Source organism: Thermodesulfobacteriota bacterium (genome assembly GCA_030583865.1).
In the GTDB taxonomy this organism is placed as follows: Bacteria; Desulfobacterota; GWC2-55-46; order GWC2-55-46; family GWC2-55-46; genus UBA5799.
The window spans coordinates 1,007,342-1,033,596 of sequence record CP129479.1; the positions used below are offsets into that span (position 1 = coordinate 1,007,342).

Here is a 26,255-nt window from a genome sequence, read left to right on the forward strand (position 1 = left end):
TCAGCCATGTTGATGCCGAAAAAGGTAAAATTCAGGAAACAGCAGAGAGGCAAGAGGAGAGGCCTTGCCTCGAGGGGCGCGGAGCTCGCGTTCGGGAACTACGGCCTCCAGTCCACCGACTGCGGCTGGCTTTCCACCAGGCAGATAGAGGCCGCCAGGATCGCCATGACCCGCTTCATCAAGAGGGGCGGCAAGATCTGGATAAGGGTGTTCCCCGACAAGCCCATCACCAAGAAGCCCGCGGAGACCAGGATGGGCAGCGGAAAGGGCGCGCCCGAGGACTGGGTTGTCGTGATAAAGCCTGGCCGCGTGCTCTACGAGATGGAGGGCGTGACCGAGGCCGTGGCCAGGGAGGCTTTCAGGCTCGCCTCGCACAAGATATCGCTCGGCACCAAGTTCATCAAAAGGGAAGATATATGAAACCGGCAGAACTGAGGGAAATGACGCTGGAGGACGCCAGGGCCAAGGAGGGCGAGCTCACGAAAGAGCTCTTCAGCCTGCGCATGCGCCATGCCACCAACCAGCTTGAGAACCCGCTGAGGCTACGCGCCCTCAGGAGGGATATAGCCAGGGTGAAGACCATCCTGGCCGAGAAGGAGAGGGGGGCTAAGAAATAAATGGCTTCGGAAGCAAAGACTCCGCACAAGAAGACGCTCGTCGGGAGCGTCATGACAAGCGGCAAGATGGACAAGACCGTCGTCGTCTCCATCGAGAGGCTCGCGAAACACCCCTTCTACGGCAAGTACGTAAAGAGGCGCGTTAAGTACACGGCCCATGACGAGAAGAACGAATGCGGCGCGGGCGACAAGGTCGTGATCGTCGAGACCAGGCCGCTCAGCAAGACCAAGAGATGGCGCGTTAAAGAAATCCTGGAGAAGGCAAAATGATACAGATCAGGTCAATCCTCGGGGTTGCCGACAATTCGGGGGCCAAGAAGGTCTCCTGCATAAAGGTAATCGGCGCGTCCAACAAGCTCATCGCCAACATCGGGGACGTCATCATCGCCAACGTCAAGGAAGCGGTATTCGACGCGAAGGTCAAGAAGGGCGAGGTGGTGAGGGCGGTCGTGGTCCGCACCAGGAAAGAGACGAGAAGGCCGGACGGCTCCTATATAAGGTTCGACGAGAACTCCTGCGTCATCATAAACAAGGAAAACGAACCGGTCGGCACCAGGATTTTCGGCCCCGTCGCCAGGGAGCTCCGCGCAAAGAAGTTCATGAAGATAGTCTCGCTCGCGCCCGAGGTCCTTTAAAAAAGAGGCGCCCTAATTCAGACAAGGTTGGTTGAAATATGGCATTGAAGATCAGGAAAGACGACCAGATAATGGTCATAGCCGGCAAGGAGAGGGGCAAGACCGGCAAGGTGCTCAGGGTTGACCCTGACAAGGAAAAGGTCTACATCGAGAAGCTTAACGTGGTCAAGCGCCACCAGAAGCCTTCGCCCAAGTACAAGCACGGCGGCATAATCGAGAAAGAGGCCCCCATACACGTCTCGAACGTGATGATACTCTGCGAGAAGTGCAAGGGGCCGGTCAGGGCCGGCAGGAGGCTCGAAGGGGACCGCAGGGTGAGGTATTGCAAAAAGTGCGGTGAGGTGCTGGATAAATGATCCCGAGACTCAAGGACAAGTTCGATAAAGAGGTCGTCCCCGCTATGATGAAGGAGTTCAGCTACTCCAACGTCATGCAGGTGCCGAAGCTCGAGAAGATAGTGATCAACATCGGCCTCGGGGAGGCCGTGAAGGAAATAAAGGTCATCGACGCGGCCTCCCGCGACCTCGCGGCCATAACCGGCCAGAAGCCGGTAGTCACCAAGGCCAAGAAGTCGATAGCCACCTACAAGCTCAGGGCCGGCATGCCTATCGGGTGCATGGTCACGCTCCGGGGCGCGAAGATGTACGAGTTCTTCGACCGCTTCGCGAGCTTCGCAGCGCCCAGGATACGGGACTTCAAGGGCATGCCGGACAAGTCCTTCGACGGCAGGGGCAATTACACCATAGGCGTCAAGGAACAGATAATATTCCCCGAGATAGAGTACGACAAGATCGACAAGATACGGGGACTCAACATCACCATCAACACCACAGCCAAGAGCGACGAGGAGGCCAAGGCCCTCCTCAGGCACCTGGGAATGCCTTTCAGGAGCTGAGGCTCGGTTCTAAACGGAGGTTTTTAATTGGCTAAGAAGTCACTCATCGCCAAGGCCAAGAGGAAGCAGAAGTTCAAGGTCAGGGAATACAACCGTTGCCCGATATGCGGCAGGTCGAGGGCCTACTACAGGAAGTTCAACATGTGCAGGCTTTGCCTCAGGAAGATGGCCCTCAAGGGCGACCTCCCCGGCGTGGTCAAGGCCAGCTGGTAACGACCGCCCGGCTGAAGCCCGGGGCAACCGGAGAACAAAGATAACCGCAGGCTTAATGTTTTCCGACCGGAATTAATCAATTCAAGACACGGAGAAATTCAAGATGTCTATGACAGACCCGATCGCGGACATGCTCACGAGACTCAGGAACGCGGTCCAGGCGAAGCACCAGGAGGTCGTGATGCCCTCCTCGGGCGTGAAGCTCGAAATCGCGAAGATCCTCAAGGAAGAGGGCTATATAAAAGACGTCACTTCCTTCAAGGAGGGGGCCAGGAACTTCCTGAAGATCCAGCTCAAGTGGAGCGCCTCCAAGAAAAGCTCGATATCCTCCATCAGGAGGGCGAGCAAGCCCGGCCTCAGGAAATACGTTGGCAAGGACGAGATACCCAGGGTCCTGAACGGGCTCGGCGTGGCGATAGTCTCCACCTCCAGGGGTGTTATGACCGATAGGAAGGCCAGGGAGCTCGGAGTCGGCGGCGAGGTACTCTGCACTATACATTAATCCGGCGGTACGGTTGAAAGCGGCTGGAACGAAGGAATACACTGCGCCAGAATTACGGGCGCGCCCGGGCAAAAAAAGCCCCGTGGCTGGCGCGTAAATAATAAAAAGCACAGCGCACTATAAAGAGAAGGACGCTCAGTATGTCAAGGATAGGTAAACAGACGATAGCCGTTCCGGCGAATGTCAAGGTCGCTCTCGAAGGGAAGAAGGTCAAGGTGACCGGACCGCAGGGCTCCCTTGAGGTCTCGGTAAGGGACGAGATAAGCGTTGAGCTCAAGGATTCCCAGATTACCGTAAAGAGGGCTGACGAATCGAGGACCGCAAAGTCGCTGCACGGGCTTACGAGGACCCTCATAGCCAATATGGTAAAAGGCACCTCCGAGGGCTTCCAGAAGAAGCTCGATATAGTCGGGGTCGGCTACAAGGCCGAGGTGCAGGGAAACTCCCTCAACCTGGCGCTGGGCTATTCGCACCCGGTGAAGTACGAGCTCCCCAAGGGCATAAGCGCCGCGGTCGAGAAGCAGACCGCCATAACCATAAAGGGCGCGGACAAGCAGCTTGTGGGCCAGGTCGCCGCCGACATAAGGGCGTTCAGGAAGCCCGAGCCGTACAAGGGCAAGGGCATAAAGTACTCGGACGAGGTAATACGGAGAAAGGCCGGCAAGGCTGGCAAAGCCGGGGGTAAATAAGAGAGATGAGCGGCAGGATAGAAAATCAGAGCGGCTTTGAGAGAAGGAAGGCGCGCGTAAGGAAAAAGATAAAGGGCACCGGTGAGCGCCCGCGCCTGAACGTACGCAGGTCCAACAAGCACATATACGCGCAGGTCATAGACGACGCGGCCGGGAAGACGGTGGTCGCGGCATCGACCAAGATGAAGGGCTTCGACGGGACTGACGCGAAGAAGCTGGACGCGGCCAGGAAGGTCGGCCAGGCAATCGCCAGGCTCGCCCTTGAAAAGGGCATCGAGAAGGTGGTCTTCGACAGGTCCGGCTACATTTACCACGGCAGGATTAAGGCGCTCGCGGAGGGCGCAAGGGAAGGCGGTCTCAAGTTTTAGACCGTTCATGATAAAAGCGCATATTTGGGGTTTCCTCCAAACCAGAACCAGCAAGGAGGCTTTTTTTTGGACAAGATAGACGTAAACGCCCTCGAGCTTAAAGACAAGCTCGTATACCTCAATAGGGTCGCCAAGGTCGTCAAGGGCGGAAAGAGGTTCAGCTTCAACGCCATAGTCGTCGTAGGCGACGGCAAGGGATACGTTGGGATAGGCCTGGGCAAGGCGAACGAAGTGCCCGAGGCCATACGCAAGGCGATAGAGCAGGGCAAGAAATCGCTCATCCGCGTGCCCATAGTCGATGACGGCACCATACCTTACGAGGTGATGGGCGCTTTCGGGGCCGGAAGGGTCTTCTTGAGGCCGGCCTCGCCCGGTACCGGCATAATAGCCGGCGGCGGCGTGCGCGCGGTCGTCGAGTCGGTCGGCATAACGAACGTGCTCACGAAGTGCATCGGAACCAACAACCCGCATAACGTCGTGAAGGCCACAATGAACGCGCTTTCGCAGCTCAGGAGCCCGGAGAACATCGCGGAGAGCCGCGGCAAGCAGCTCCAAGAGGTAAGGTGAGATGGCAGGGAAGATAACGGTTACTCTCAGGAAAAGGCCGGCGACCGAAAGGCTCCGGGTGATACTCAAGGGGATGGGCCTTAAGAAGACCAACAGCACTAGGGTGCTTGAGGACACTCCCGCCATCAGAGGCATGGTAGACAAGGTCTCGCACCTGGTGTGCGTTAAAGAGGGCTGACGCGGAGTTTTTGGCGGCCCATTCAACGGCATGGCCGCGGCAAGGACCGGCGGATTTAAATCGGACCACAAGAGGAATTTAAAATGCTCAACAGGCTCAAGGCGCCCAAAGGCGCCAACCAGAAAAAGACCAGGCGCGGGCGCGGCGAAGGCAGCGGCCTCGGAAAGACCTCCGGAAGGGGCGGCAAGGGCCAGACAGCGAGGACCGGCGGCAACGTTAAGCCGGGCTTCGAGGGCGGCCAGATGCCGCTTCAGAGAAGGCTCCCCAAGAGGGGCTTCACGAACATCTTCAAGACAGAGTACCAGATCGTGAACATCGGCGCGATAGGCGAAGCCTTCAAGGCCGGAGAGACGGCTGACCCGGCCGCCATGCTGGAGAAGGGCCTCCTGAAGAGGAAGCTTCCGCTGAAGGTCCTCGGCCAGGGCGAGATAAAGACCGCGGTCACCGTAAAGGCCTCGAGCTTCAGCAAGTCCGCCATCGAGAAGATAAAGGCAGCCGGCGGGAGCGCGGAGGTAATCTGATTTGGCGGCAATCACTCCGAACATAAGCAAGATTCCGGAGCTTAACCGCCGCATACTCATAACCCTAGCGATGTTGGCCGTCTTCCGGATAGGTGTCTTCATCCCTACGCCCGGAGTGGACAGCGAGGCGCTGGCCGGGTTTTTCAAGTCAGCTAGCGGCACGCTTCTCGATTTCGCCACCATGTTCACAGGCGGCGCGCTCGAGCGTTTCTCCATTTTCGCGCTGGGCATAATGCCCTACATAAGCGCCTCCATCATCATCCAGCTCCTGACCGCCGTGGTCCCGCACCTTGAGAAGCTCCAGAAAGAGGGCGAGCCCGGCAAGAAGGTCATAACCCAGTACACGCGGTACTCTACCATCGGCCTTAGCATAGTCCAGAGCCTAATGATAGCCGTGGGTCTGGAGTCGATGAGGGGGCCCGCCGGCGAGGCGATCGTCCTCAACCCGGGCTGGGACTTCAGGCTCCTCACGATGATAACCCTGACCACGGGGACCGCGTTCCTCATGTGGCTGGGCGAGCAGATTACAGAGCGGGGGGTAGGCAACGGCATATCCCTCCTTATATTCGTCGGCATCGTGGCCAACATGCCTTCGGCCCTGTACAATACGATCCTTCTCGTAAGGGCCGGCGAGATGAGCCTTTTCGTCATCCTCTTCCTTCTTGTCCTGATGGTGGCGGTCGTCGCCTTCATCGTTTTCATGGAGACGGGCCAGAGGAGGATACCCATACAGTATCCGAAGAGGGTGGTGGGCCGGAAGGTCATGGGAGGCGGCACGCAGCACCTGCCGCTCAAGGTGAACACCTCGGGTGTCATACCGCCCATATTCGCGTCGTCGATAATCGTGTTCCCTGCAACGGTCGCGAGCTTCATAGAGGTGCCGTACCTCGGGTGGGTTGCGAACAGCATGAACCCGGACGGGCTGCTTTACAACCTCTTGTACGTAGTCCTCATAATATTCTTTACGTACTTCTACACCGCGATACAGTTCAACCCGAAGGACGTTGCGGAGAACCTGAAGAAGTACGGCGGCTTCGTCCCGGGCATAAGACCGGGGGCGAATACGGCCGATTACCTGGATACAGTGCTCACGAGGCTCACGTTCTGGGGCGCCATATACCTCTCGGCCGTTTGCGTTCTGCCATCGTTCCTGGTCGTCGAGTTCAACGCGCCTTTCTACTTCGGTGGCACAGCGCTCCTCATAGTCGTCGGCGTCGCTATGGACACGGCGCAGCAGATAGAGTCGCACCTCCTGGCGAGGAGCTACGAGGGGCTTCTTAAAAAAGGAAAGATCAAGGGCAGGGGCCTTTAGAGCATGAACATCATCTTGTTGGGGGCTCCGGGCGCGGGCAAGGGAACGCAGGGCAAGAACCTTTCAGAACGGTTCGGGATACCGCAGATATCGACGGGCGACATCCTCCGCGCGAACGTGAGGAACAAAACGCAGCTCGGCCTCCAGGCCAGGGAGTACATGGACAGGGGCGCGCTCGTCCCCGACGAAATAGTCGTCGGGATGGTCGTGGACCGCATCAAGGAGGACGACGCGAGGAACGGGTCCATACTGGACGGCTTTCCTCGGAACATCGCGCAGGCGAAGGCGCTTGAGGCTACACTCGATTCGCTCGGCAAGAAGATAGACGCCGTGATAGGCATGGAGGTCGACAGGAAAGAGCTCGTAAGGCGCCTTTCCGGACGGCGCGTCTGCAGGAAGTGCGGCGCCAGCTACCATGTCATCTTCAACCCGCCGGTCAATATCGGCATGTGCGATACCTGCGGCTCCGAGATATACCAGCGGGACGACGACAAGGAAGAGACGATAGAGGCCAGGCTCAAGGTCTACGAAGAGGAGACCTTGCCGCTTGTCCGTTTTTATACAGAAAAGGGCCTTTACAGGGGCATAAGCGGGAAGGGGCCGGTTGACCGGATCACAGAGGCAATCGTGGGCGCCATTGAGCAGGGAAGCGATAATCCTAAAGTCTCCTGAAGAGGTCAGGACCATGCGGAGGGCCGGCCTTATCGTGGCCGAGGTCCTCGAGGTCCTGAAAGAGAAGGTCGGGCCCGGGGCAACCACCCTGGACCTCGATAAGATAGCGGAAGAAGAGACCCGGAAGAGAAAGGCCGTACCGGCCTTCAAGGGCTACAAGGGATATCCTCACACGCTCTGCACGTCGGTAAACGAGCAGGTAGTGCACGGGATGCCATCCAAAAGGGTGCTTTTCGAGGGCGACATCCTGAGTATCGATTTCGGGGTGCTCTTTGAGGGGTTTTACGGGGACTCCGCGGTTACTCTACCGGTAGGGAAGGTCTCCGAAGAGGCGGGCCGCCTCATGAGTGTGACCGAGGAATCCCTCGGAAAGGCCATAGAAGCCGCCCGCCCCGGGAACAGGCTCGGCGACGTATCCGCGGCGGTCCAGGCGCACGTCGAGGCGCACGGGTTTTCGGTAGTAAGGGAGTTCGTGGGGCACGGCATCGGAAGGGAGCTCCATGAGCCTCCGCAGGTTCCGAACTTCGGCATGCCGGGCCGCGGGATAAAGCTAAAGGCAGGCATGGTCCTTGCCATCGAGCCGATGATAAACATCGGCGGGTGGGCCGTAAAGGTACTGAACGACGGATGGACGGCTGTAACCGCGGACGGGAGCCTGTCCGCGCATTTCGAGCATACCGTGGCCGTGACCGAGAGCGGGCCGCAGGTGCTCTCCAGCTTATAGCGGGAACGAGGGGGAATGGCAAAGGAAGAACCGATACAGGTAGAGGGGACGGTAATCGAGACGCTGCCGAACGCGATGTTCAGGGTGGAGCTCGAAAACGGGCACAAGGTCCTCGCGCACGTATCCGGGAAGATGCGGATGCATTTCATAAAGATACTGCCCGGAGACAAGGTCACGATCGAGCTTTCTCCCTACGACCTCACCAGGGGCAGGATTACATACAGGGCCAAGTAGTTAAATAAAGCGAGGATTGAGATGAAGGTAAGAAGCTCGGTAAAAAAGATTTGCGCCAAGTGCAAGATCATAAAAAGGAGCGGCGTTGTCCGCGTGGTCTGCACAAACCCCAAGCATAAACAGAGGCAGGGCTAAGGCCCTTCTGCGTTTTCTTTCAAAGGAGGAAGAAGTTGGCAAGGATCGCGGGTGTAGACCTTAAGAAAAATAAAAGGATAGATGTGGCGCTGACCCAGATCTACGGCATAGGCCAGGCCTCTTCGAGGAAGATACTCGAGAGGGCCGGGGTCGAGCCCTCGATAAAGGTCCAGGACCTTACCGAGGCCCAGGTCGCGACCATAAGGAAGGTCATAGACGGCGAGTTCAAGGTGGAGGGCGATCTCAGGAAAGAGGTCTCCATGCATGTCAAGATGCTCATAGACATGGGCTCCTACAGGGGCATCCGCCACAGGAAGAACCTTCCCGTCCGCGGCCAGAGGACGCACACGAACGCCAGGACAAGGAAGGGCCCGAGGAAGGGTGTGGTCGCCGCGAGGAAGACCGAATAAGGCCACTGAAATAATACTGGATTTCAACACTGGTTCCGGGGCATAATAATTGTTTGCGTGAGCCAGGCCCGGGTGGAATGCAAGATGCCGGGCGGGTTGCCCGCCGGATGCCGTTGAACGTCGATAAATCGATACTATTTTGAACAGCCAGTTTCGGAGGAGTTAAATGGCAAAGGCCAAGAAGGAAAAAAGGTCCGTATCCAGGGGGGTCGCCCACATAAAGTCCACCTTCAACAACACGATCGTGACCATCACCGACCCGGCGGGGAACGTGATAGCCTGGTCGAGTTGCGGCGGGCAGGGCTTCAAGGGTTCGAGGAAGGGCACCCCTTTTGCCGCCCAGGTAGCTGCCGAGACGGCGGCCAGGAAGGCGGTGGACAGCGGTGTCAAGACCGTCGAGGTCTTCATAAACGGCCCCGGCGCGGGCAGGGAGGCGGCCCTGCGGGCGCTCCAGGCCGCCGGGTTCAGCATAAGCCTAATAAGGGACGTAACGCCGCTTCCGCATAACGGGTGCAGGCCCCCTAAGAGGCGCAGGGTATAAGAAAAAGAATTTTGCAGATTCGGCGCCCGGACGCGCCGAGACAATGGAGGATGCAAGTTGGCAAGGTATACTGAATCTGTTTGCAAGATCTGCAGGCGCGAGGGGATGAAGCTTTTCTTCAAGGCCGAGCGCTGCTACACCGACAAGTGCGCGTTCGAGAGAAGGAGCTATGCGCCGGGTCAGCACGGCCAGGCCAGGAGCAAGGTCTCCGAGTACGCGCTGCAGCTCCGCGAGAAGCAGAAGGTCAAGAGGGTATACGGGCTCATGGAGTCCCAGTTCAGGAGGACCTTCAGCGACGCGGACAGGTCCAAGGGCATCACCGGCGAGAACCTGATATCCATGCTCGAGAGCAGGCTCGACAACGTCGTTTACAGGCTCGGGATAGGCGGCTCCAGGAGCGAGGCCAGGATGATGGTGACCCACGGCTACTTCCGCGTGAACGGCAGGAAGGTGGACATCCCGTCTTACAGGGTCAGGCAGAACGATATAATTGAAGTCGCCGAGAAGAGGAAGAAGGAAGCCAGGATCGCCGACAACCTCAAGTCGGCCGAGAGCAGGCATGGGATACCGGAGTGGCTTTCGCTCGACAAGGAGAACCTCAAGGCCACGGTGACGAGGCCCCCGAGGAGGGAAGACACTACGCTCCCGATGCACGAGCAGCTCATAGTCGAGCTCTACTCCAAATAATCAGTCCTTAAGACCTGCCGCCGGCTGAAGCATCAGCCGGCGGAAACCCATTTTTTCAGGTCACTACAATTTAAAAAAGGGATGGGTAAACCATGCAGAAAAACTGGCGTGAACTTATCAAACCGAAGAAGTTGGAGGTAGAGAAAGACACGCTTACCCCGACGTACGGCAAATTCGTCGCCGAGCCGCTGGAAAGGGGCTTCGGCGTGACGATAGGTAACGCCCTCAGGAGGATACTCCTTTCCTCGCTGCAGGGAGCGGCGATAACCTCAGTGAAGATAGACGGCGTGCTGCACGAGTTCTCCTCGATCCCCGGGGTCAAGGAGGACGTTTCCGATATAATACTGAACTTGAAGCAGGTAAAGCTCAAGCTCCACGGCGAGGGCCCCAAGACCCTGAGGATCAAGTCCAACGGCGAGGGTGTGCTCACCGCAGGCGACATTATAACCGATGCCACGACGGAGGTCCTGAACCCCGCGCAGCACATTGCCACCGTTTCCAGGGACTCGAAATTCGACTGCGAACTGGCCGTCAGCACCGGCAAGGGATACGTGCCTTCCGAGAGGAACAAGCTTCCAGAGATGCCGATAGGGACCATTCCCATCGACTCGGTATTTCAGCCGGTGAGCAGGGTGAACTTCAACGTGACCCACGCCAGGGTGGGGCAGAGGACCGATTATGACAAGCTCGTCCTCGAGGTATGGACGACAGGCGCCATAGACCCGCAGAGCGCGGTCGCGGTCGCGGCCAAGGTCCTCAAGGACCAGTTGAGCGTCTTCATAACCTTCGAGGAGACCGAAGAGGCCCCTTCGGAGAGGGGCGAGGGAAAGCCCCAGTTCAACGAGAACCTCTTCAAGACCGTGGACGAGCTCGAGCTTTCAGTGAGGTCGGCAAACTGCTTGAAGAACGCCGACATAAAATACATCGGCGAGATGGTCCAGAAGAGCGAGCAGGAGATGCTCCGCACCAAGAACTTCGGGCGGAAGTCCCTGAACGAGATAAAGGAAATACTCCGCGGCATGGAGCTCGATTTCGGCATGAAGCTCGATAACTTCCCGTCGAGGAAAGATCTCGACGCCATGCATTCGGAACACAAGGAAACCGCCTAAGGGGCTGTTGAAAACTCAAAATCACATTCAGGCTGTTCAAAAAGCTCAAGATGCCAGGAGTCAAAAAATGAGGAATGAGGCGTACTTTTTTGTACGTCGGAGTGTCCAATTTTGAAGACGACTCCGCAGATTGGGCTTTTTCAGCAGCCTGCTAAGGGGATTAAGTAATGAGACACAACAGGGACGAAAAGAGGTTCGACAGGAGCTACAGCCACCTCAAAAGCATGCTCGCCAACATGACGAACGACCTCGTCATGCACGGAAGGATAAAGACCACGACCCCCAAGGCAAAGGTCTTGAGGCGCTATGCCGAGAGGATGATCACCCTCGGGAAGAATGGCAGCCTCGCCTCGAGGCGGAGGGCCATGGCCTTTATGAGGAGCAAGGTGGCTGTAGACAAGCTCTTCTCGGACGTGGCACCGCAGTACAAGGAGCGCAGCGGCGGCTACACCCGGATTTTGAAGCTCGGCAACCGTCCCGGCGACAACGCCCCGATGTCCTTTATCGAGCTCGTGGAGGGGGCCGCAGCGGCAGCAGAGGCGCAGCAGGCGGCAAAGGCCGCGAAGAAGACGACGGTAAGGAAGGCAAAGGCGCCTGCCAAGCCCAAGGCAGCATCAGGCGAGAAAAAGGCCGCCGCAAAGAAGGCGGCCCCGGCCAAGACAAAGGAAGGCGCTGAGGCCAAGCCCAGGGCCAGGAAGTCTCCCGCCAAAAAGGCCGAGAAAAAGGAAGAATGATCGCAGGGACGGGGCTAAAGCCCCGTCTCATTTTTTACGGAATTTGATTTCACGCCGAATTCATCTATAATTGTGGTAACAAATCCGGGGTGCCTAACATCCGGGGAAGCATAAGGACCGCAGCCCTGTCTTACCGCCCGCCGGCCAGACCGGCAAAAAATCCGCAGGAACCGGAGGTGTGTATGTCGAAGTCCATGACCAAGTCGCAGATAGAGGACCATCTTGCAAGGGAGACGGGCATCCCCAAAAAATCGGTCAAGGATGTGCTGACCAAGATGGCGGAACTGGCGTACAGCGAAGCCAAGAACCAGTTCACCGTGCCCGGCCTGGGAAAACTTGTGCTGGTCGACAGGCCTGCCAGGACCGGCAGGAACCCGAGGACCGGCGAAGAGATACAGATACCGGCGAAGAAGGCCGTGAAGTTCAGGCTCTCCAAGGCATGCAAGGACGAGGTGCTCAAGAGGGCTACGGAGTAGGCCTTTCCACTCTTGGCATCGCAGGTCATCTGAAGAATTTATCTCCCTGGAGGACCCTCCAGGGAGATTTTTTTTGGGGCTCGGCAACCCTTGGCGCGGAAAACGAGCGGACCTGCCGTTATTACCTCCCGAACCCGCTAACGAGCCGGACCGGGAGGCGCTCAGTTCTCGGAGCTCTTGTACCTGTACGACCAGACGACGTTGTCGCGGAAGACGAGCTCGAGGACGGTCACGGACTCCCTGCTCTTCGCCTCGTTTTCCACCATGCCGCCCATGTACGCGGGGACCTTCTTCTCCTTGAACCTGTATGTCATCTTCTCTTCGTTGTTCTCATAGCTGACTTCGGTCGGAGTGCCGAACGAGGCGATGACCGCCTGCCTGGTGGTCGAGCCGGCCTTTATGTCGAGAACCTTCGCCTTGTCTATCTTCGTCCCCTCAGTCTTAGTGACGTTCATGCACCCGGCGAGCAGGACCGCCGCGGCGAGCATCAATAGCTTTCTCATTTCGTCATGCCTCCTTCTGGTTCCTCTTTTCCCGCCTCGCCGACCCCGTCCCTTGTCCTGTTCTTTACGCGGTACATGGCGTGGTCGGCCTCGTGTATCAGGTCCTCCTTGGTGGCCGCGTCCTCGGGGAACGACGCGACGCCGAAGCTTGCGGTGAGCTGAAGGTTGAGGCCCTCGTCCATCAGGAACACGTGCTCCCTTATGAGCTTCCTGAGCTTCTCGGCTACCGTGACGGCGTTCTTTTTCGGGGTGCCCGGCATCATGATGATGAACTCGTCGCCGCCGTACCTGCAGGCCATGTCCACGTTCCGGACCATCGAAAGTATGAGCTGGGCTATCTCCTGGAGGAGCTTGCTGCCCCTCAGGTGCCCGTGCGTGTCGTTCACTTCCTTGAAGTAGTCGAGGTCGAAGAATATCATCGAGAGGTCGTATTTGAAGCGGCGCGCCCTCTCGACCTCGTACTCGAGCCTTGAGTGAAGGAACCTCGAGTTGTATAGCTTCGTGAGGTCGTCGGTGATGGTGAGTTCCTGGACGCGGTTGAAGAAGATGGCGTTCTCGATGGCGATTGCCGAATAGTCGGCGAGTGTCGTCAGTATGAGCAGGTCGTCCTCCGAGAAGCCCGCCCCGTCCTCCACCTTGTTTATGAGCTCAATGACCCCCAGGCACTTGCCTCGCGTCACAAGCGGCACGCAGACTATCGACTGCGTGGTGAAGTTCGACATCTCGTCAGCCTTCTTGGAGAAGCGCGGGTCCTTCCCGACATCGGGGACCAGGAGCGGCTTCCTCTCCCTCGCGACCCAGCCGGCAACTCCCTCGCCGAGCTTTAGCCTCAGGTCCTTTATCCTCTCGGATCCCTTGCCTACGACTATCTCGAACTTGAGCTCGTTTGTAGACTCGTCAAGGAGGAGGAGGGACCAGTTCTTCGGGTGGAGGAGCTCGCTTATCTTCTCCATGACGCTATTAAGGACCTCTTTAAGGTCCAGCGAAGATGTGAGCGCCTTCCCGAGCTCGGTAAAAACGGCAAGCTGGAGCCTTTTAAGTTCAAGCTCCCTTGCTTCCCTTGAGTTCAGGTTGCAGTTTCCTGGCGTTTCCATTGCGGAAATATAGCCTATCGAACCCGGGAAATCAAGGACGGAAGGGGGGCTATCCAGGTCTTTTAAGAAGCTCCCGGATGCGTTTTGCGACCTGGCCGGGCCTGCCGTCTCCTATCGCCTTTCCGTCGACCCTTACAAGGGGGATCGCGTCTATTATTGAGTTGGTTATGAAAGCCTCGTCAAAGGAGGAGATGTCCCCGGCTTTTACCGTTATTTCCCTGACCGGGATGGACTCCCTGCGGGCGAGCCTTATTACGTTATCCCTTGTTACCCCGGCCAGCACGCCGGAGGAGGGCTTTTGAGAAAGCGGAGGGGTTATGAGCCTTCCGTTTTTAACCAGGAAGACGTTAGACGAGCTACCTTCCGTGAGAAGGCCGTCCTTTGTGAAAATGGCCTCGAACGCCCCGGCTTTTTCGGCCCTCATCCTGGCGAGCACGCTCGGGAGATAGTTGAGGGACTTTACACCCGGGAGCGGAGGCGCAATGTCATCCACGAAAACGGCGCTTACGCCCTTCCTGGCAACGCGCTCGATGCGCGCCGTATCGAGCGGCTTGACTATTATTATGCGCGTGGACTTAAGGCCCTTTGACGGCAGGTGGCTTGCCTTGTCAGGCCCCCTCGTAAGCATGAGCTTAACATAGGACTCTCCTTTGACGAGCCCGTTTTTCTCAAGCAGCGCCTCGACCGCTCCGTCCGTTACGTCTCTTTCGAAGTCTTTCAAGCCCCCTGGCGGAAGGCCCAGGAAGCGGGCCCCGGCCCTCAGCCTCCCCATGTGCTCCCTGAGGAAGAGGGGCTTGCCGTCTCTGGCCTTGAGCGTCTCGTACAGGCCGTCGCCGTATGAGAGACCCCTGTCGAATACCGATACCGTCGCCCGTCCCTCGGGAAGGACCTTCCCGTCAAGGTAGACCCATAGCCTCATTCCGTCCCCTCCTTAAGCCCCAGCGCGTCCAGGAAGTCCCTGGCCTTCAGCATGGTCTCCCTGTATTCGTCCATGGGGTCCGAGTCCGCGACTATGCCGCCGCCCACCGAAAGGTGAAGAGCCCCGTCCATGCATATCGCCGTCCTTATGGCTATCGATACCTCCGCGCCGCCGTTCAGGTCGAACCAGCCGATGCCGCCCGTGTATACCGAGCGCCTTGAGGTTTCAAGCTCGTCGATTATCTCCATTGCCCGTATCTTGGGGGCGCCGGTTATGGAGCCGCCGGGGAACATGGCCTTCAATGCCGCTGCCGGTCCGATGCCGTCCTTAAGCCTTCCCCCCACGGTCGAGACCATGTGGTGCAGGTGCGGGTAGCTTTCGACCTCGGCGAACGAGCTGACCTCCACCGTGCCGGGGACGGAGATACCGCCCAAGTCGTTCCGTTCGAGGTCGACTATCATCACGTGCTCGGATGCCTCCTTCGCGCTGGACTTAAGCTCCCTTATGAGCCCCGCATCCTCGTCCGCTGAATTTCCGCGCCTTCTGGTCCCTTTGATGGGGCGCGTCTGGGCCACTCCGCCCTCTACGCGGAGAAGGCATTCGGGGGAGTTTGAGACTATCTGGAAGCTCCCGAAGTCCATGAGCGCCGCGTAGGGCGCGGGATGCCTCTCCGAGAGCAAAAGGAAAAGGGCGAGGGGGTCTCCCGTCCATTCGAATGAGAGCCTCTGGGAGAGGTTTATCTGGTAGATGTCTCCTGCTCTTATGTATTCCTTCGCCCTCACGACCGCCTTGACGTATTCCTCTACAAGGACCTCCGAGCGCATCCTCCGGGCCCTTTCGACATTCCTCCCAGGCACTGCCCTGGCCCCGGCGATAAGCATCCTCCTGAACTCCTCATACCCATTTTTCTCGCATGATGACGAGACGAGGAACCCCTTTTCTTTCCCGTGGTCGTACGCGAAGACATGGTCGTAAAGACCCGCGATGCAATCCGGTATTCCCGGGCGATCAGTCCTTTTGAAACCCCTGCCTGGCTCGATCAAATCCTTCAGGTCGTATGAGAAGTAGGCGGCCATGCCGCCATTGAAAGGGAAGGTGCCGTCTGCTACGGTTCTTGCTTCCTCTTCGAGTACGGCGGTTATCGCCTCGAAAGGGTCAGCGTAAGCCCCGGGCCTGCCGTCCACGGAGGTGACGCCATTCTCCGTCCTTATGACCCTTCTCGGCCCGGCGCCGACGAATGAATAACCCGGCCCCCGTGGGTTCCGGATTATGAACGCGTTCCCGAGCGCTTTAAGCACGATGTAAGCGCCTTCAGGCCCAAGCCCGGGTATCTCCTCGACTATCATCTTTGTCATAAGTGACTCAGGATATATTTTTTCATTCTGCCGGTCAAGGCTCCCTTTTAGTTAATGAAATGAGAGAGGTGTTATAGTATATTCGTAAGGAAATTGGACGAATCCTGGAGTTTATCTGAGGACTGCATGGCGAGGAGAAAGACAAGAGAGATACGGGTCGGGTCGGTGAGGGTAGGGGGCGATGCCCCGATAACCGTACAATCGATGACTTGCACGGATACCGCCGACGTCCGCTCGACCGTCGCCCAGATAAAGGCGCTCGAAGCGGCCGGCTGCGAAATAGCGCGTGTGGCGGTGCCTGACATGACTGCAGCCAGGGCGGTCGCGGAAATAAAGAGGTCCATTTCCATCCCGCTTGTCGCTGACATCCATTTCGACTGGCGGCTCGCGCTCGCTTCCCTCGAGAGCGGCGCCGACTGCCTGAGGATAAACCCCGGCAATATAGGCTCGGAGGCAAGGACAAGGGAGGTGGTGAAGGCGGCTAAAGAACGGGGCGTTCCGATAAGGATTGGCGTGAACGCGGGCTCTCTCGAAAAGGACATACTCTCGAAATACGGGCACCCGGTTCCTGATGCGCTCGTCGAGAGCGCGATCCGCCATATCCGGATACTCGAGGACATGGACTTCAGCGCGATAAAGGTGTCTCTAAAGGCGTCGAGCGTGCCGCTTACGGTAGAGAGCTACAGGCTCCTAGCGGAGAAAGTCGACTACCCCTTCCACATTGGCATAACCGAGGCCGGCACCCCGTTTGCCGGGAGCATAAAATCCGCGGCAGGGCTCGGCATACTGCTCTCGGAAGGCCTCGGCGACACGCTCAGGGTCTCTCTTACCGGCGACCCGGTGGACGAGGTAAGGGCAGGGTGGGAGATATTGAAGGCCCTGGAGATACGCGAGCGCGGGGTCCGTATCATATCATGCCCCACATGCGCCCGGCTCAAGTTCGACAGCATCGGCATTGCGGGGGAGGTCGAAAGGCGGCTTTCAAAAATTACGGAATCGATAAAGGTCGCCATAATGGGCTGCGTGGTGAACGGCCCAGGAGAGGCCGTTGAGGCCGATATCGGGATAGCGGGCGGCGACGGCTCCGGCATGCTCTATGTGAAGGGCAGGCAGGTCGGCAAGGTGGCGGAGAAGGACATAGTAGAGAGGGTTGTCGCGGAGGTAAACAAGCTCATCGAGAATAGAAGGAGCTGACGGCCCCCCCAATCCGTCCATTAAGCATATACCCGGTGAAACCCTTCAACCTCCATCAAAAGCTCCTTAACGATACCTTCGAGATAACCCGGCTTAAGCTTTCTCTGGCGCTTCTCATGAACGATTCGTCCTTTCCGTGGGTCATACTCGTCCCCATGAGGGAGGGCGTAACGGAGCTTCACGACCTTCCGGCGGTGGACAGGGCTGTCCTGATGGAGGAGATGGCCGCCGCGTCGAGGGCGATTGAGAAGCTGTACAGGCCCGACAAGATAAATATCGGCGCGCTCGGGAATATCGTCCCGCAGCTCCACATCCACGTGGTCGGGCGGAAAAGAGATGACCGGGCATGGCCCGGCCCTGTCTGGGGGAGCGGCTCTCCTCTGCCTTACCCGGAGGCCGCGCTCAAGGCCGCGCTCGCCTCGCTTAAAAGGGCCTTCCAGGACGAACTCGCTATAGGCAACCTCTAATAATTGCTATTTTCCCCGGACTCTGCGTCAGGGCGTGAATAAAAATGCTCACATATTCACATATATGCTCCGCTTTTTACTCCCGCCCTTCTTTGATTGCGGGAAAAATTTCTAATTTTTAGATGAACGGCCAGAAACCCCCGGCCTTTCAAGGCCGGGGATGAATGGCCGCCCGGAGCGGAGCCAGCGTAAGCTGGCGTAGCGGAGGCAATATCGCCTCACGGGTTCCCGATACCCCGGCCTTCAGGCCGGGGAGCGGTTCATAGGTTGCCAATATTCTGAAAAAGGCAATCAGGGAATGCCCGCATCAGAGACGGAGGTGCAGGCAGGGCCTCCAGTCCGGATCTCCGAGCCCGGCAGACTCGTTTTTTACATCCACGTGCTCGAGCCTGAACTTCTTGTCCCCGAGAAGCGGCCATATCGGGTATTCCCACATGTCCCCCGCCCCCGGCATCAGCCCCAGGTCAGTGCAGTCCTGCCTGAGTATTATCCCGGCTGCCTCCACGTAGTTCCACTTGAGTTCCGGCCTTGCCCTGAAATAGATGTCCACCCGTTCTGCCGTAAGGACGGAGAACCCGTTATATGGCAGGAGCGGGCGCTGGTAATTGAAAAGCAGCCAGGGTAGCGTTGCGATGAATAGCAGGGCAGCCGCGAGGAATGGAACGCCTTCTTTTTTCGTAAAGGAAAAGAGCATGCCTATGAGCGGCGAGGCGGCCACGAAAAGCGGCAGGTGCAGGCGGCTGTGCCAGGGCTGCCACCTCAAAAGGAGCGAGAAGAGGAGGAACCCCGAGACGATGCAGAGCGAAAGAAAGAGCGTCTTTTTTCTGTCCATCGCCCGCTTGCCTATGAACGGCAATGCGGCGAGCGCGGCGATTATCAACAGGATGTGCGCCGGGTTGCCGTCAAGGTCCTCGTGGAGCTCGGTCCCTATGCGGAAGGCAGTCCCGCCCCATGTGGTAGCCTTGTCTTGCGGGTCAAGGCCGAGGATGCGGTGCGCGGAGACTACCGCGCCCTCTATTGCCCGGTTCGCGCCCTGGAAAGGGAGGCCCATGTGTATGGCCGCGTTACGGAGAAGGTTCGAGGCGAGCGTCCCCGCAGAAATCCTCGAGTTCGTGTATGTGAATTCCTGGCTTTCTGATTCGGCGCCCGGCCCCAGGGGGCTCCCGAATACGGCCTGGTTCCTCGCATAGTGCCCCGCGTTTATGAGGAGCACGAGCGCGGCTATCAGGGCCGCAGGCGCTATTACCGATTTCCTCTGCCTTGACGCGCCTTCCAGCGCGAACCACACAACGAAAGGGAAGGCGTATATGTACGCCGTGCCCTTTGTGAGGACCGCAAGGCCCAGGGCCGCGCCGGCAAGGAATGCCTTCCATATCCCGCCTTCTTTTTCTTTTGCAAATAGCGCTCCCCAGTAGATGAAAGAGACGAGCCAGAGCGAAAGGACGTAGTCGTTCTGTGTGCTGGTCGACTGGAGTATGCCCATCGGAAGGGTCGCTGCGGCAAGGGCCGAAAAAGCCTGTCCCCTTGCCCCAAGCCCGAGCATTTTCGCGATGAGCGAGACCCCGACAAGCGAACCGGACATCGCGCCCCACTGGACGAGGTTCGCGAGGTTGTCGTTATCGCCCAGGGCCATTAAATGCGCTATGACGAGCTCGGCCCCGGGGCTTAAGTGTATCTGTCTCAGCACGTTTGTCGGATAGTGATGGATGGACTGGTTCTGGAGCCAGTGCGCCACCCGGCTCATGTGATAGGTCATGGAGTCCCAGTTGTTCGGGGGCGAGGCTAGCGCGATAACGAGAGTAATGGCCGCTATCAGGAACGCGCAGATGATGGCGAATGTCCCGGCCTTGCCAAGCGGGCCGTCCTTACCCGGCCTACGCTCATTTGTAACGCGCGGACCGAAAAAGGCCGGGACAAGGGAAACGGCGGCAAAGGCCGCCCATGATGCCGCTATCCAGAAATAATCGAAGGCGCGAAAAAGGCTCAGGACCTCGCTCGACGCCGCGAGCAAAAGCCCCCAGACGACGGACGCCCCGAGAAAGGCCTCCCTCTTCCCGGAGCCGGTTCTCCGGAACCCGAGGAAGATGAATATCCAGCATGCCGCAGGCAGTATGAGGAGAGCCGGTTTCATGGATGCCCGGTAAACTATCACCTAAGGCCATCCATTGTCAAACAGGCCATTTCCATCCGGCTTCGGCCTTCTTGACAATCGCAATGCCGGGAATAGACTGAAATTAGGGACGAATTTCGTTCTTCTTTGCTTTAAGTAAGGAGGTGCGCATGAAAGCGCTCGTATATTACGGCCCGGGGAAGAGGGCGTGGGAAGAAAGGCCGAAGCCGGTTTTGAGGGAGGACAAGGACGCCATAGTCAGGGTCACGAGGACAACCATCTGCGGCACGGACCTCCACATATTGAAAGGAGACGTGCCGGAGGTCGAAAACGGGCGGATTCTCGGGCACGAGGGCATTGGCGTCGTCGAGGAGACCGGGAGCGGCGTAAGGAATTTCAGGAAAGGGGACAGGGTCCTCATATCCTGCATCACATCTGACGGCACCTGCGAATACTGCAAGAAAGGGATGTACTCGCATTGCGAAAAAGGCGGGTGGATACTCGGCCACACCATAGACGGCACCCAGGCCGAGTTCGTGAGGATACCGCACGCCGATACGAGCCTGTACAGGATACCCGAGGGCGCGAACGAGGACGCGCTCGTGATGCTCTCGGACGTCTTCCCGACCGGGTTCGAGTGCGGCGTCCTTAACGGCGAGATAAAGCCCGGCGACACCGTGGCCGTTATAGGCGCGGGCCCCATTGGCCTTGCGGCCCTCCTTACCTCGAAATTCTATTCGCCGGCAAGGACGATAATGGTCGATACCGACGCCGGGAGGCTCGCGTCGGCAAAGGAGCTAGGCGCAACCGACACGGTATTGTCCGACGGGAAGGCTGCGGAAAGGATCCGGGAGCTTACGGATGGAAGGGGAGTGGACGTGGCCATCGAGGCCGTGGGCGTGCCCTCCACCTTCGAGCTCTGCGAATCGATAATAGCGCCCGGCGGCCACATCGCGAGCATCGGCGTCTTCGGCGGGCCCGTGGACCTCCACATGGAGAGGCTCTGGTCGCAGAACATAACCCTTACGACGAGGCTCGTAGACACGGTAACTACACCCATGCTCCTTAAAAGCGTGCAGTCCGGGACGCTCCATCCGGAAAAGCTCGTAACGCACCGCTTCAAGCTCGACGAGATAATGAAGGCGTACGACACCTTTTCGCACGCCAGGGAGGAGAAGGCCCTGAAGGTCGTGCTTGAAAGCTGAAGCCCGTACCGAGGCTTACGGATAAAGGAGCCGCTGGCAGGATTGCAGGCAATTGCCGTCCGCTTCTGCCGCTCGAATCGGCAGGCTGCTGAAAAAGTCCATCTGAGTCGAAGCTACGTCGTTCATAACTCCGGCGTACACGAAAAGTACGCCTCATTCCCCGCTCCCCTGTTCCAACCGGGCCTCGCGTCTGGAGCTTTTTGAGCAGCCTGAATAAAAACGGAGTTTTTCAGCAAGCTGTAGTTGTCGGCGCATCGAAAGGCCCGGGTTCAAGCCGGCCTGAAATCCTTCCAAAAGGCCCACTTCTGCTGTAAAATGAAAAACCTAAAACCGAACGGAGTCGATAAATGCTCAAGGTAAGCGGGCTTGCCAAGTCGTATGGCGGGCAGGTCCTTTTCGAGGACGTCAATTTCACGGTTTCCCCCGGCGAAAAGGTCGGCCTTGTCGGGAGAAACGGCCACGGCAAGACGACCCTTATGAAGATAATACTGGGCGAGGTCGAGCCGGACGAGGGGAGCGTATCGTACCCGGGGCACTTCCGGATAGGCCATCTCTCGCAGAGGCTCAGGTTCGATAAGGCGACCGTCCTGCAGGAGGCCGCCTCAGGCCTCCCCAAGAACGAGGACTGGATAGACGAGACCTACAAGGCGGAGACGGTCCTTGCCGGCCTGGGGCTGAGAGAGGAGCTCTTCGAGGCGAGCCCCAGCGTGCTTTCAGGCGGCTACCAGGTGAGGCTCAACCTCGCGAAGGTGCTGGTCTCCGGCCCGGACATACTCCTGCTCGACGAGCCCACGAACTACCTGGACATACTCTCCATGAGGTGGCTTAAGCGGTTCCTCAGGGACTGGGACGGCGCGCTAATGATGATAACACACGACCGGGACTTCATGGACGGCGTGACCACGCACACGATGGGCATACACAGGGCCCGCGTGAGAAAGGTCTCGGGCCCGACCGGGAAGCTCTACACCCAGATACTCAGGGAAGAGGAGGTCTACGAGCAGACGCGCGAGAACGACGAGCGCAAGAGGAAGGAGACTGAGAAGTTCATCGCGAGGTTCAGGGCCTCGGCCACAAAGGCCAGGGCCGTGCAGTCGAGGATAAAGGCCCTTGACAGGAAGGAGAAGCTTGAAAAGCTCTCCGATATTAAGGAGCTTGATTTCTCGTTCAACGAGGCGCCGTTCCCGGGCAAGTACCTCCTCGAGGCCAAAGACCTTTCGTTCGGCTTCGGGGACGGGCCGCTCCTCATAAAGGACTTGAGCTTCGCGCTCGCGAAGGGGGACCGCGTCGGTATCATAGGGAAAAACGGCAGGGGAAAGACGACGCTCCTCAATCTCCTTGCCGGGGAGATCGCGCCGCTTAGCGGCACCGTCGCCAGGAACCAGAACACCAGGATGGCCTACTTCGGGCAGACCAACATAGACAGGCTGAACCCTCAGAAGACCGTCGAGGAAGAGGTCCTCTCTTCGCACCCGGATTTGACCCGCGGCCCGGCGAGGAAGATCTGCGGGGCCATGATGTTCGAGGGGGACTCTGCCCTCAAGAAGATAGGGGTCCTGTCGGGCGGCGAAAGGGCCCGGGTGCTCCTCGGCAAGCTCCTCGTGAGCCCCGCGAACCTCCTACTCCTTGACGAGCCGACCAACCACCTTGACATGGAATCCGTCGACTCGCTCATAGAGGCGGTCGACGTGTTCTCCGGCGGCGTCCTTATAGTAACGCACAGCGAGCTCGTCCTTAACTCGCTGGCTACGAGGCTTATAGTCTTTGACGGCGAGGCAGTCTCGGTCTTCGAGGGCACTTACGCCGAGTTCCTCGAGAAGGTCGGCTGGGAGAGCGAGGCCGTAATGGAGGTAAAGGCCGTCTCTGCCGCGCGCAATGAGAGGCCCGCAAACAGGAAGGAACTGAGAAAGCTAAGGGCCGAGGTCGTATCCGAGAAGGGCAGGGTGCTCGGCCCTATCGAAAAGAGGATAGCCGAGGTAGAGGGGCTCATCGTCGCGCTTGAGAAGGAGGCCGAGCAGGCAAACCAGGCCCTCCTCCTTGCGTCCGAGCGCGGTGACGGAGAGGCCATCTCAGTCCAATCCAGGTCCTATCACGGCGCGCGCCAGAGGATAGACGAACTCTTTGACGAGCTCGAATCCCTTACCGCCGATTACGAGTCCAGGGCAAAGGAGTACGAAACGCGGCTGAGAGAGACGGAAGTGGAATAGGAGGGCAGCCACTGACTCCGGAGGACAACGTTGCCTTCGCTAAACCGGCCTAGAATCTGTCATCCTGAGGGAGTGAAACGACCGACAATTTTTTGCAGGACAGCAAAAATTGAATGCCGAGCCTCTTGGAGGCAGCCCGAAGGGGTCGAGCCCCAGGACGGGATGAGATAAGAATCTCGTATTCAAGCCCCGTCGCAAAAGGCCCGCCCTTTAACGCGCTGCCGCGCTCTTTCCGGGCATAAGGCTTCTCTCCCTCTCCGCCTCCTTCCTCCGGGCTCGGCCCTTGAGTCGTTCGGCCCCTTCGGGGCCTCGCTCCTGCTACCCCGTCTCGCCCGCCCCTCCCCATCCCTATGTTAGCTCCGCCTTATGTCCCCCCGGGTGGTTTGAATACAAAAAAGCTTGTTGGGTCGCGAAGCAGACCCAACAAGAAAAGGCGCAAAGCTTTGTTGGGTTACGCTTGGGTTTTTCCATGTTACGAATAGGTAACGCGCCTCTATTTACCCCTGTTTTTCCCTGATTAAAGCGATTTATACCGGCCAGAGACGGGTAGTTTGTCTATGGGGTGTTACCTCTCGGTAACAATGTGGCGCTTTCTCTGCCCCGCTTCAAAATGGGCTGGCTTCCTAAAAAACCTTTTAAAATCAATGGTTGAAGACAATAAGGGCCTGTTTCCGGCTTTTTGGTATGCATATTGCTAAATATCCGGGTAGGTGGGCATTTGTTTTTGCGCTTTGGAATAAAATCAGTCAGGCCGTTCAAGCGGGTCAGGGGCGGCCTGAGATAAATCTCGCGAATGAGGGGGAGAACATGGATATCAGGCCAAATGACCGCTACCCGCCTTCCGGAGGCCGTTTTTTCATTGCAGTTGGTCATAAGCCAATAGCAGCCATACCGGAGGAGATATGAAGATACTGTTCTGTCATGACGGCTCTGAAAACGCACAAAAGGCGCTGGACAAGACCCTGGATCTTTTCAAGCTCGCAAAGCCGGAAGTAGTACTCTTGATGGTCGTCGAGGGGGCCCGCGACGCAAGCATGGAAAACGAGGAGATATTCGAGAAGCAGCGCTCGGAGGGGCATGATTTCCTCATGAAGACCGCAAGGTACATCACGGGCAAGGGCTTCGACGTGGACGTCATACTCGCGAACGGCGACGCCAGGAAGATGATAATCGAGACTTCAAGGAACAAGCAGCCCGACATCATGGTCGTCTCCAAGCGCGGCGGCGGCATCCTGGACAACATGGTGCTCGGGAGCGTGAGCGCGTATGTGGTCCGCCACGCCAAGTGCCCGGTCCTTGTGCTGCATACATAGGCCCCATACCAAGAAGAGAAAAGCAGGAGGTAGCGGATAATGCAAGTATCAGATCTCTTCAGATACAGGAACCCTGAAATAAAGGCGCTCCATCTCACCTGGATAGCGTTCTTCATCTCGTTCTTCGTATGGTTCAACATGGCGCCCCTGGCCACCACCATGATGAAGAGCCTCGGGTGGCTCACCATGAAGGACGTGAAGATCCTTGCCATCTGCAACGTGGCCCTGACCATCCCGGCCCGCCTCATTACCGGCATGGCCCTCGACAAGTTCGGGCCGAGGAGGGTCTTCTCGGTCCTCATGGTCATAATGGCAGTACCGGCCCTCGTTTTCGCATTCGGCAACTCCTTCGCGCAGCTCCTGGCCTCGAGGCTGGTCCTGAGCTCCATAGGCGCGAGCTTCGTCGTGGGCATCCACATGACGGCCCTCTGGTTCAAGCCAAAGGACATAGGCTTTGCAGAGGGCTTTTACGCGGGCTGGGGCAACTTCGGCTCCGCGGCCGCGGCAATGACGCTGCCCTACATAGCCCTCACCATGTTCGGAGGCGAGAGCGGCTGGAGATATGCCCTTGCCTTGAGCGCGATAATAATGGCCGCCTACGGCGTATTCTACTGGTTCGCGATAACCGACGGTCCGGCGGGCAGCATACACAGGAAGCCCAGGAAGGTCGCGGCCCTCGAGGTAAGCACCTGGGGCGACATGATAAAGCTCCTCATCTGCACCGTTCCCATGGTCGGCATACTCGTGATACTGGTCTGGAGGATACAGAGTTCCGGGTACATGGGCGCGGGCTGGGCGTACGTCTGCTATCTTGTCATAGCCGCAATCGTCATATGGCAGCTCGTACAGGTGCTGCTCGTGAACATCCCGATACTCAAGAAGGGAGTGCCAGAGGACGACAAGTACCCCTTCAACAGCGTCCTGGCCCTCAACACGACCTACTTCGCGAACTTCGGAGCGGAGCTCGCGGTCGTCTCCATGCTCCCGGCCTTCTTCGAGCAGACATGGACCCTTTCCGCCACCCAGGCCGGCCTCATCGCATCGTCCTTCGCCTTCGTGAACCTCTTCGCGAGGCCGCTCGGCGGCCTCATATCCGACAGGTTCACGAGCAGGAAAGTTGTCATGATGGTCTACATGTTCGGCATAGCCTGCGGCTTCTTCCTCATGGGGCTCATGGGCTCGACCTGGCCGCTCGTGCTGGCGATAATCGTGACTATCTGCTGCTCGGTATTCGTGCAGGGCGCAGAGGGCGCGACCTTCGGCATAATACCCTCGATAAAGAGGCGCCTGACCGGGCAGATATCCGGCATGGCGGGGGCCTACGGCAACGTCGGCGCGGTCTTCTACCTCTTCGTACTCACCTTCGTTACCTCGAAGCAGTTCTTCTTCATCATATCAGCCGGCGCTTTCATAAGCTTCATCTTCTGCCTCGTATTCCTCAAGGAGCCGGAGGGCGGGTACTCTGAAGAGTATCACCTATCCTCTGTAGACAGGGAGATAGAGAAGGAGATGGGCGGCCTCGGCCACTAAGGCCCTGTTCCGGAACGGCGCGCGGGAGCTATCGGCTCCCGCGCGTCTTGCCGGTCCTGCCGCGGACGGTTTTTTTCTGGCGGAGCGGAACGGGATTCGGCATAATCCTGCAGCGGTCACCGGGCATCGGCCCCGGCCT

General features: G+C 58.3%; 35 protein-coding genes. 30 read left to right on the forward strand and 5 right to left on the reverse strand.

The genetic code is table 11. From position 1 onward, the window contains the following. The first annotated feature begins 6 nt into the window (after nt 1-6). The 24 genes from rplP to QY316_04895 all read left to right on the forward strand — a co-directional run bounded on the left by rplP (nt 7) and on the right by QY316_04895 (nt 12,219). Nucleotides 7-420, forward strand: a complete 414-nt coding sequence (gene rplP / locus QY316_04780) for a 50S ribosomal protein L16 (protein ID WKZ33713.1) — start codon at nt 7-9, stop codon at nt 418-420. Beyond that, the gene (gene rpmC, locus QY316_04785) at nt 417-617 is read left to right on the forward strand and encodes a 50S ribosomal protein L29 (GenBank protein ID WKZ33714.1); all 201 of its coding nucleotides are present in this window, start codon (nt 417-419) and stop codon (nt 615-617) included. The genes rplP and rpmC overlap by 4 nt, the downstream gene beginning before the upstream one ends. Next, nucleotides 618-887 carry a 30S ribosomal protein S17 gene (gene rpsQ / locus QY316_04790; protein ID WKZ33715.1) on the forward strand — a complete coding sequence of 90 codons (270 nt, stop codon included), beginning with the start codon at nt 618-620 and terminating at the stop codon, nt 885-887. Beyond that, nucleotides 884-1,252: a 50S ribosomal protein L14 gene (gene rplN / locus QY316_04795; GenBank protein ID WKZ33716.1), complete on the forward strand. Its 369-nt coding sequence runs from the start codon at nt 884-886 to the stop codon at nt 1,250-1,252. The genes rpsQ and rplN overlap by 4 nt, the downstream gene beginning before the upstream one ends. A gap of 38 nt (nt 1,253-1,290) precedes the next feature. Beyond that, nucleotides 1,291-1,608, forward strand: coding sequence for a 50S ribosomal protein L24 (rplX, locus tag QY316_04800; GenBank protein ID WKZ33717.1), 318 nt, complete (start codon nt 1,291-1,293; stop codon nt 1,606-1,608). Continuing rightward, complete coding sequence (gene rplE / locus QY316_04805; protein WKZ34081.1) at nt 1,608-2,147, forward strand: 50S ribosomal protein L5; 540 nt, start codon at nt 1,608-1,610, stop codon at nt 2,145-2,147. Before rplX ends, rplE begins: the two co-directional genes overlap by 1 nt. 27 nt (nt 2,148-2,174) lie before the next feature. After that, the gene (locus QY316_04810; GenBank protein ID WKZ33718.1) at nt 2,175-2,360 is read left to right on the forward strand and encodes a type Z 30S ribosomal protein S14; all 186 of its coding nucleotides are present in this window, start codon (nt 2,175-2,177) and stop codon (nt 2,358-2,360) included. A gap of 103 nt (nt 2,361-2,463) precedes the next feature. After that, on the forward strand, nt 2,464-2,862 hold the full coding sequence (rpsH, locus tag QY316_04815; GenBank protein ID WKZ33719.1) for a 30S ribosomal protein S8: 399 nt from the start codon (nt 2,464-2,466) through the stop codon (nt 2,860-2,862). Nucleotides 2,863-3,002: 140 nt separating this feature from the next. After that, complete coding sequence (rplF, locus tag QY316_04820) at nt 3,003-3,551, forward strand: 50S ribosomal protein L6 (GenBank protein ID WKZ33720.1); 549 nt, start codon at nt 3,003-3,005, stop codon at nt 3,549-3,551. A 5-nt stretch (nt 3,552-3,556) separates the two neighbouring features. Beyond that, nucleotides 3,557-3,919, forward strand: coding sequence for a 50S ribosomal protein L18 (rplR, locus tag QY316_04825; GenBank protein ID WKZ33721.1), 363 nt, complete (start codon nt 3,557-3,559; stop codon nt 3,917-3,919). Nucleotides 3,920-3,985: 66 nt separating this feature from the next. Further along, on the forward strand, nt 3,986-4,486 hold the full coding sequence (gene rpsE / locus QY316_04830; protein WKZ33722.1) for a 30S ribosomal protein S5: 501 nt from the start codon (nt 3,986-3,988) through the stop codon (nt 4,484-4,486). 1 nt (nt 4,487) lies between these two features. Next, nucleotides 4,488-4,664, forward strand: a complete 177-nt coding sequence (rpmD, locus tag QY316_04835) for a 50S ribosomal protein L30 (protein ID WKZ33723.1) — start codon at nt 4,488-4,490, stop codon at nt 4,662-4,664. 83 nt (nt 4,665-4,747) lie between these two features. Continuing rightward, a complete protein-coding gene (gene rplO / locus QY316_04840) occupies nt 4,748-5,185 on the forward strand; it encodes a 50S ribosomal protein L15 (protein ID WKZ33724.1) in 438 nt (145 codons plus the stop codon). Between the two features lies 1 nt (nt 5,186). After that, nucleotides 5,187-6,497 carry a preprotein translocase subunit SecY gene (gene secY, locus QY316_04845; protein ID WKZ33725.1) on the forward strand — a complete coding sequence of 437 codons (1,311 nt, stop codon included), beginning with the start codon at nt 5,187-5,189 and terminating at the stop codon, nt 6,495-6,497. A gap of 3 nt (nt 6,498-6,500) precedes the next feature. Then, nucleotides 6,501-7,169, forward strand: a complete 669-nt coding sequence (locus QY316_04850) for an adenylate kinase (protein ID WKZ33726.1) — start codon at nt 6,501-6,503, stop codon at nt 7,167-7,169. 13 nt (nt 7,170-7,182) lie between these two features. Further along, nucleotides 7,183-7,893, forward strand: a complete 711-nt coding sequence (map, locus tag QY316_04855) for a type I methionyl aminopeptidase (GenBank protein WKZ33727.1) — start codon at nt 7,183-7,185, stop codon at nt 7,891-7,893. A gap of 15 nt (nt 7,894-7,908) precedes the next feature. Continuing rightward, a complete protein-coding gene (gene infA, locus QY316_04860) occupies nt 7,909-8,127 on the forward strand; it encodes a translation initiation factor IF-1 (protein WKZ33728.1) in 219 nt (72 codons plus the stop codon). A 21-nt stretch (nt 8,128-8,148) separates the two neighbouring features. Next, complete coding sequence (gene rpmJ / locus QY316_04865) at nt 8,149-8,262, forward strand: 50S ribosomal protein L36 (GenBank protein WKZ33729.1); 114 nt, start codon at nt 8,149-8,151, stop codon at nt 8,260-8,262. Between the two features lie 35 nt (nt 8,263-8,297). Further along, nucleotides 8,298-8,672 (forward strand): 30S ribosomal protein S13, encoded by a 375-nt coding sequence (gene rpsM, locus QY316_04870; protein WKZ33730.1) that lies wholly within the window; start codon nt 8,298-8,300, stop codon nt 8,670-8,672. A gap of 166 nt (nt 8,673-8,838) precedes the next feature. Next, nucleotides 8,839-9,213, forward strand: coding sequence for a 30S ribosomal protein S11 (gene rpsK / locus QY316_04875; protein WKZ33731.1), 375 nt, complete (start codon nt 8,839-8,841; stop codon nt 9,211-9,213). A gap of 57 nt (nt 9,214-9,270) precedes the next feature. Next, nucleotides 9,271-9,900, forward strand: coding sequence for a 30S ribosomal protein S4 (gene rpsD / locus QY316_04880; GenBank protein ID WKZ33732.1), 630 nt, complete (start codon nt 9,271-9,273; stop codon nt 9,898-9,900). A gap of 92 nt (nt 9,901-9,992) precedes the next feature. Beyond that, nucleotides 9,993-11,009 carry a DNA-directed RNA polymerase subunit alpha gene (locus tag QY316_04885; GenBank protein ID WKZ33733.1) on the forward strand — a complete coding sequence of 339 codons (1,017 nt, stop codon included), beginning with the start codon at nt 9,993-9,995 and terminating at the stop codon, nt 11,007-11,009. Between the two features lie 167 nt (nt 11,010-11,176). Continuing rightward, a complete protein-coding gene (rplQ, locus tag QY316_04890; GenBank protein ID WKZ33734.1) occupies nt 11,177-11,743 on the forward strand; it encodes a 50S ribosomal protein L17 in 567 nt (188 codons plus the stop codon). A gap of 182 nt (nt 11,744-11,925) precedes the next feature. Further along, the gene (locus QY316_04895; protein ID WKZ33735.1) at nt 11,926-12,219 is read left to right on the forward strand and encodes an HU family DNA-binding protein; all 294 of its coding nucleotides are present in this window, start codon (nt 11,926-11,928) and stop codon (nt 12,217-12,219) included. A 161-nt stretch (nt 12,220-12,380) separates the two neighbouring features. On the opposite strand, the gene QY316_04900 is transcribed toward QY316_04895, so the two are convergent. The 4 genes from QY316_04900 to pabB are packed head-to-tail and all read right to left on the reverse strand — an operon-like array spanning nt 12,381 to nt 16,090. Next, a complete protein-coding gene (locus tag QY316_04900; GenBank protein ID WKZ33736.1) occupies nt 12,381-12,722 on the reverse strand; it encodes a hypothetical protein in 342 nt (113 codons plus the stop codon). Beyond that, on the reverse strand, nt 12,719-13,816 hold the full coding sequence (locus tag QY316_04905; protein ID WKZ33737.1) for a sensor domain-containing diguanylate cyclase: 1,098 nt from the start codon (nt 13,814-13,816) through the stop codon (nt 12,719-12,721). The genes QY316_04900 and QY316_04905 overlap by 4 nt, the downstream gene beginning before the upstream one ends. Nucleotides 13,817-13,865: 49 nt before the next feature. Continuing rightward, the gene (locus tag QY316_04910; GenBank protein ID WKZ33738.1) at nt 13,866-14,735 is read right to left on the reverse strand and encodes an aminotransferase class IV; all 870 of its coding nucleotides are present in this window, start codon (nt 14,733-14,735) and stop codon (nt 13,866-13,868) included. Continuing rightward, on the reverse strand, nt 14,732-16,090 hold the full coding sequence (gene pabB / locus QY316_04915) for an aminodeoxychorismate synthase component I (GenBank protein WKZ33739.1): 1,359 nt from the start codon (nt 16,088-16,090) through the stop codon (nt 14,732-14,734). Before pabB ends, QY316_04910 begins: the two co-directional genes overlap by 4 nt. A gap of 126 nt (nt 16,091-16,216) precedes the next feature. Between pabB and ispG the strand changes: the two genes are divergently transcribed. Together ispG and QY316_04925 are read left to right on the forward strand one after the other, a co-directional pair. Further along, entirely contained in the window at nt 16,217-17,284 is a 1,068-nt protein-coding gene (gene ispG / locus QY316_04920) for a flavodoxin-dependent (E)-4-hydroxy-3-methylbut-2-enyl-diphosphate synthase (protein ID WKZ33740.1), read from the forward strand. A 35-nt stretch (nt 17,285-17,319) separates the two neighbouring features. Beyond that, a complete protein-coding gene (locus QY316_04925; protein WKZ33741.1) occupies nt 17,320-17,751 on the forward strand; it encodes an HIT family protein in 432 nt (143 codons plus the stop codon). A gap of 307 nt (nt 17,752-18,058) precedes the next feature. Here QY316_04925 and QY316_04930 read toward each other — a convergent pair whose 3' ends face one another. After that, nucleotides 18,059-19,882 carry a glycosyltransferase family 39 protein gene (locus tag QY316_04930; protein ID WKZ33742.1) on the reverse strand — a complete coding sequence of 608 codons (1,824 nt, stop codon included), beginning with the start codon at nt 19,880-19,882 and terminating at the stop codon, nt 18,059-18,061. Between the two features lie 149 nt (nt 19,883-20,031). Here QY316_04930 and QY316_04935 point away from each other — a divergent pair, with 149 nt between their 5' ends. The 4 genes from QY316_04935 to QY316_04950 all read left to right on the forward strand — a co-directional run bounded on the left by QY316_04935 (nt 20,032) and on the right by QY316_04950 (nt 26,116). Continuing rightward, nucleotides 20,032-21,066 (forward strand): zinc-dependent alcohol dehydrogenase family protein, encoded by a 1,035-nt coding sequence (locus tag QY316_04935; GenBank protein ID WKZ33743.1) that lies wholly within the window; start codon nt 20,032-20,034, stop codon nt 21,064-21,066. Between the two features lie 347 nt (nt 21,067-21,413). Continuing rightward, a complete protein-coding gene (locus QY316_04940; protein ID WKZ33744.1) occupies nt 21,414-23,273 on the forward strand; it encodes an ATP-binding cassette domain-containing protein in 1,860 nt (619 codons plus the stop codon). 902 nt (nt 23,274-24,175) lie between these two features. Then, nucleotides 24,176-24,586 carry a universal stress protein gene (locus tag QY316_04945; protein WKZ33745.1) on the forward strand — a complete coding sequence of 137 codons (411 nt, stop codon included), beginning with the start codon at nt 24,176-24,178 and terminating at the stop codon, nt 24,584-24,586. Between the two features lie 39 nt (nt 24,587-24,625). Then, nucleotides 24,626-26,116 (forward strand): MFS transporter, encoded by a 1,491-nt coding sequence (locus QY316_04950; GenBank protein WKZ33746.1) that lies wholly within the window; start codon nt 24,626-24,628, stop codon nt 26,114-26,116. The last annotated feature ends 139 nt before the right edge of the window (nt 26,117-26,255 follow it).

Bases quoted from the DNA above. Each gene is read 5' to 3' on its own strand.
- rplO (WKZ33724.1), top strand. From the start codon at position 4,748: ATGCTCAACAGGCTCAAGGCGCCCAAAGGCGCCAACCAGAAAAAGACC.
- QY316_04850 (WKZ33726.1), top strand. From the start codon at position 6,501: ATGAACATCATCTTGTTGGGGGCTCCGGGCGCGGGCAAGGGAACGCAG.
- QY316_04900 (WKZ33736.1), bottom strand. From the start codon at position 12,722: ATGAGAAAGCTATTGATGCTCGCCGCGGCGGTCCTGCTCGCCGGGTGC.
- QY316_04930 (WKZ33742.1), bottom strand. From the start codon at position 19,882: ATGAAACCGGCTCTCCTCATACTGCCTGCGGCATGCTGGATATTCATC.
- QY316_04945 (WKZ33745.1), top strand. From the start codon at position 24,176: ATGAAGATACTGTTCTGTCATGACGGCTCTGAAAACGCACAAAAGGCG.
- rplN (WKZ33716.1), top strand. From the start codon at position 884: ATGATACAGATCAGGTCAATCCTCGGGGTTGCCGACAATTCGGGGGCC.
- QY316_04950 (WKZ33746.1), top strand. From the start codon at position 24,626: ATGCAAGTATCAGATCTCTTCAGATACAGGAACCCTGAAATAAAGGCG.
- rpsK (WKZ33731.1), top strand. From the start codon at position 8,839: ATGGCAAAGGCCAAGAAGGAAAAAAGGTCCGTATCCAGGGGGGTCGCC.
- rpmC (WKZ33714.1), top strand. From the start codon at position 417: ATGAAACCGGCAGAACTGAGGGAAATGACGCTGGAGGACGCCAGGGCC.
- QY316_04905 (WKZ33737.1), bottom strand. From the start codon at position 13,816: ATGGAAACGCCAGGAAACTGCAACCTGAACTCAAGGGAAGCAAGGGAG.
- rpsQ (WKZ33715.1), top strand. From the start codon at position 618: ATGGCTTCGGAAGCAAAGACTCCGCACAAGAAGACGCTCGTCGGGAGC.
- QY316_04940 (WKZ33744.1), top strand. From the start codon at position 21,414: ATGCTCAAGGTAAGCGGGCTTGCCAAGTCGTATGGCGGGCAGGTCCTT.
- ispG (WKZ33740.1), top strand. From the start codon at position 16,217: ATGGCGAGGAGAAAGACAAGAGAGATACGGGTCGGGTCGGTGAGGGTA.
- rplQ (WKZ33734.1), top strand. From the start codon at position 11,177: ATGAGACACAACAGGGACGAAAAGAGGTTCGACAGGAGCTACAGCCAC.
- rplR (WKZ33721.1), top strand. From the start codon at position 3,557: ATGAGCGGCAGGATAGAAAATCAGAGCGGCTTTGAGAGAAGGAAGGCG.
- rplX (WKZ33717.1), top strand. From the start codon at position 1,291: ATGGCATTGAAGATCAGGAAAGACGACCAGATAATGGTCATAGCCGGC.
- QY316_04935 (WKZ33743.1), top strand. From the start codon at position 20,032: ATGAAAGCGCTCGTATATTACGGCCCGGGGAAGAGGGCGTGGGAAGAA.
- rpmJ (WKZ33729.1), top strand. From the start codon at position 8,149: ATGAAGGTAAGAAGCTCGGTAAAAAAGATTTGCGCCAAGTGCAAGATC.
- QY316_04895 (WKZ33735.1), top strand. From the start codon at position 11,926: ATGTCGAAGTCCATGACCAAGTCGCAGATAGAGGACCATCTTGCAAGG.
- infA (WKZ33728.1), top strand. From the start codon at position 7,909: ATGGCAAAGGAAGAACCGATACAGGTAGAGGGGACGGTAATCGAGACG.
- QY316_04910 (WKZ33738.1), bottom strand. From the start codon at position 14,735: ATGAGGCTATGGGTCTACCTTGACGGGAAGGTCCTTCCCGAGGGACGG.
- QY316_04885 (WKZ33733.1), top strand. From the start codon at position 9,993: ATGCAGAAAAACTGGCGTGAACTTATCAAACCGAAGAAGTTGGAGGTA.
- map (WKZ33727.1), top strand. From the start codon at position 7,183: ATGCGGAGGGCCGGCCTTATCGTGGCCGAGGTCCTCGAGGTCCTGAAA.
- rpmD (WKZ33723.1), top strand. From the start codon at position 4,488: ATGGCAGGGAAGATAACGGTTACTCTCAGGAAAAGGCCGGCGACCGAA.
- rplP (WKZ33713.1), top strand. From the start codon at position 7: ATGTTGATGCCGAAAAAGGTAAAATTCAGGAAACAGCAGAGAGGCAAG.
- rplF (WKZ33720.1), top strand. From the start codon at position 3,003: ATGTCAAGGATAGGTAAACAGACGATAGCCGTTCCGGCGAATGTCAAG.
- pabB (WKZ33739.1), bottom strand. From the start codon at position 16,090: ATGACAAAGATGATAGTCGAGGAGATACCCGGGCTTGGGCCTGAAGGC.
- rpsH (WKZ33719.1), top strand. From the start codon at position 2,464: ATGTCTATGACAGACCCGATCGCGGACATGCTCACGAGACTCAGGAAC.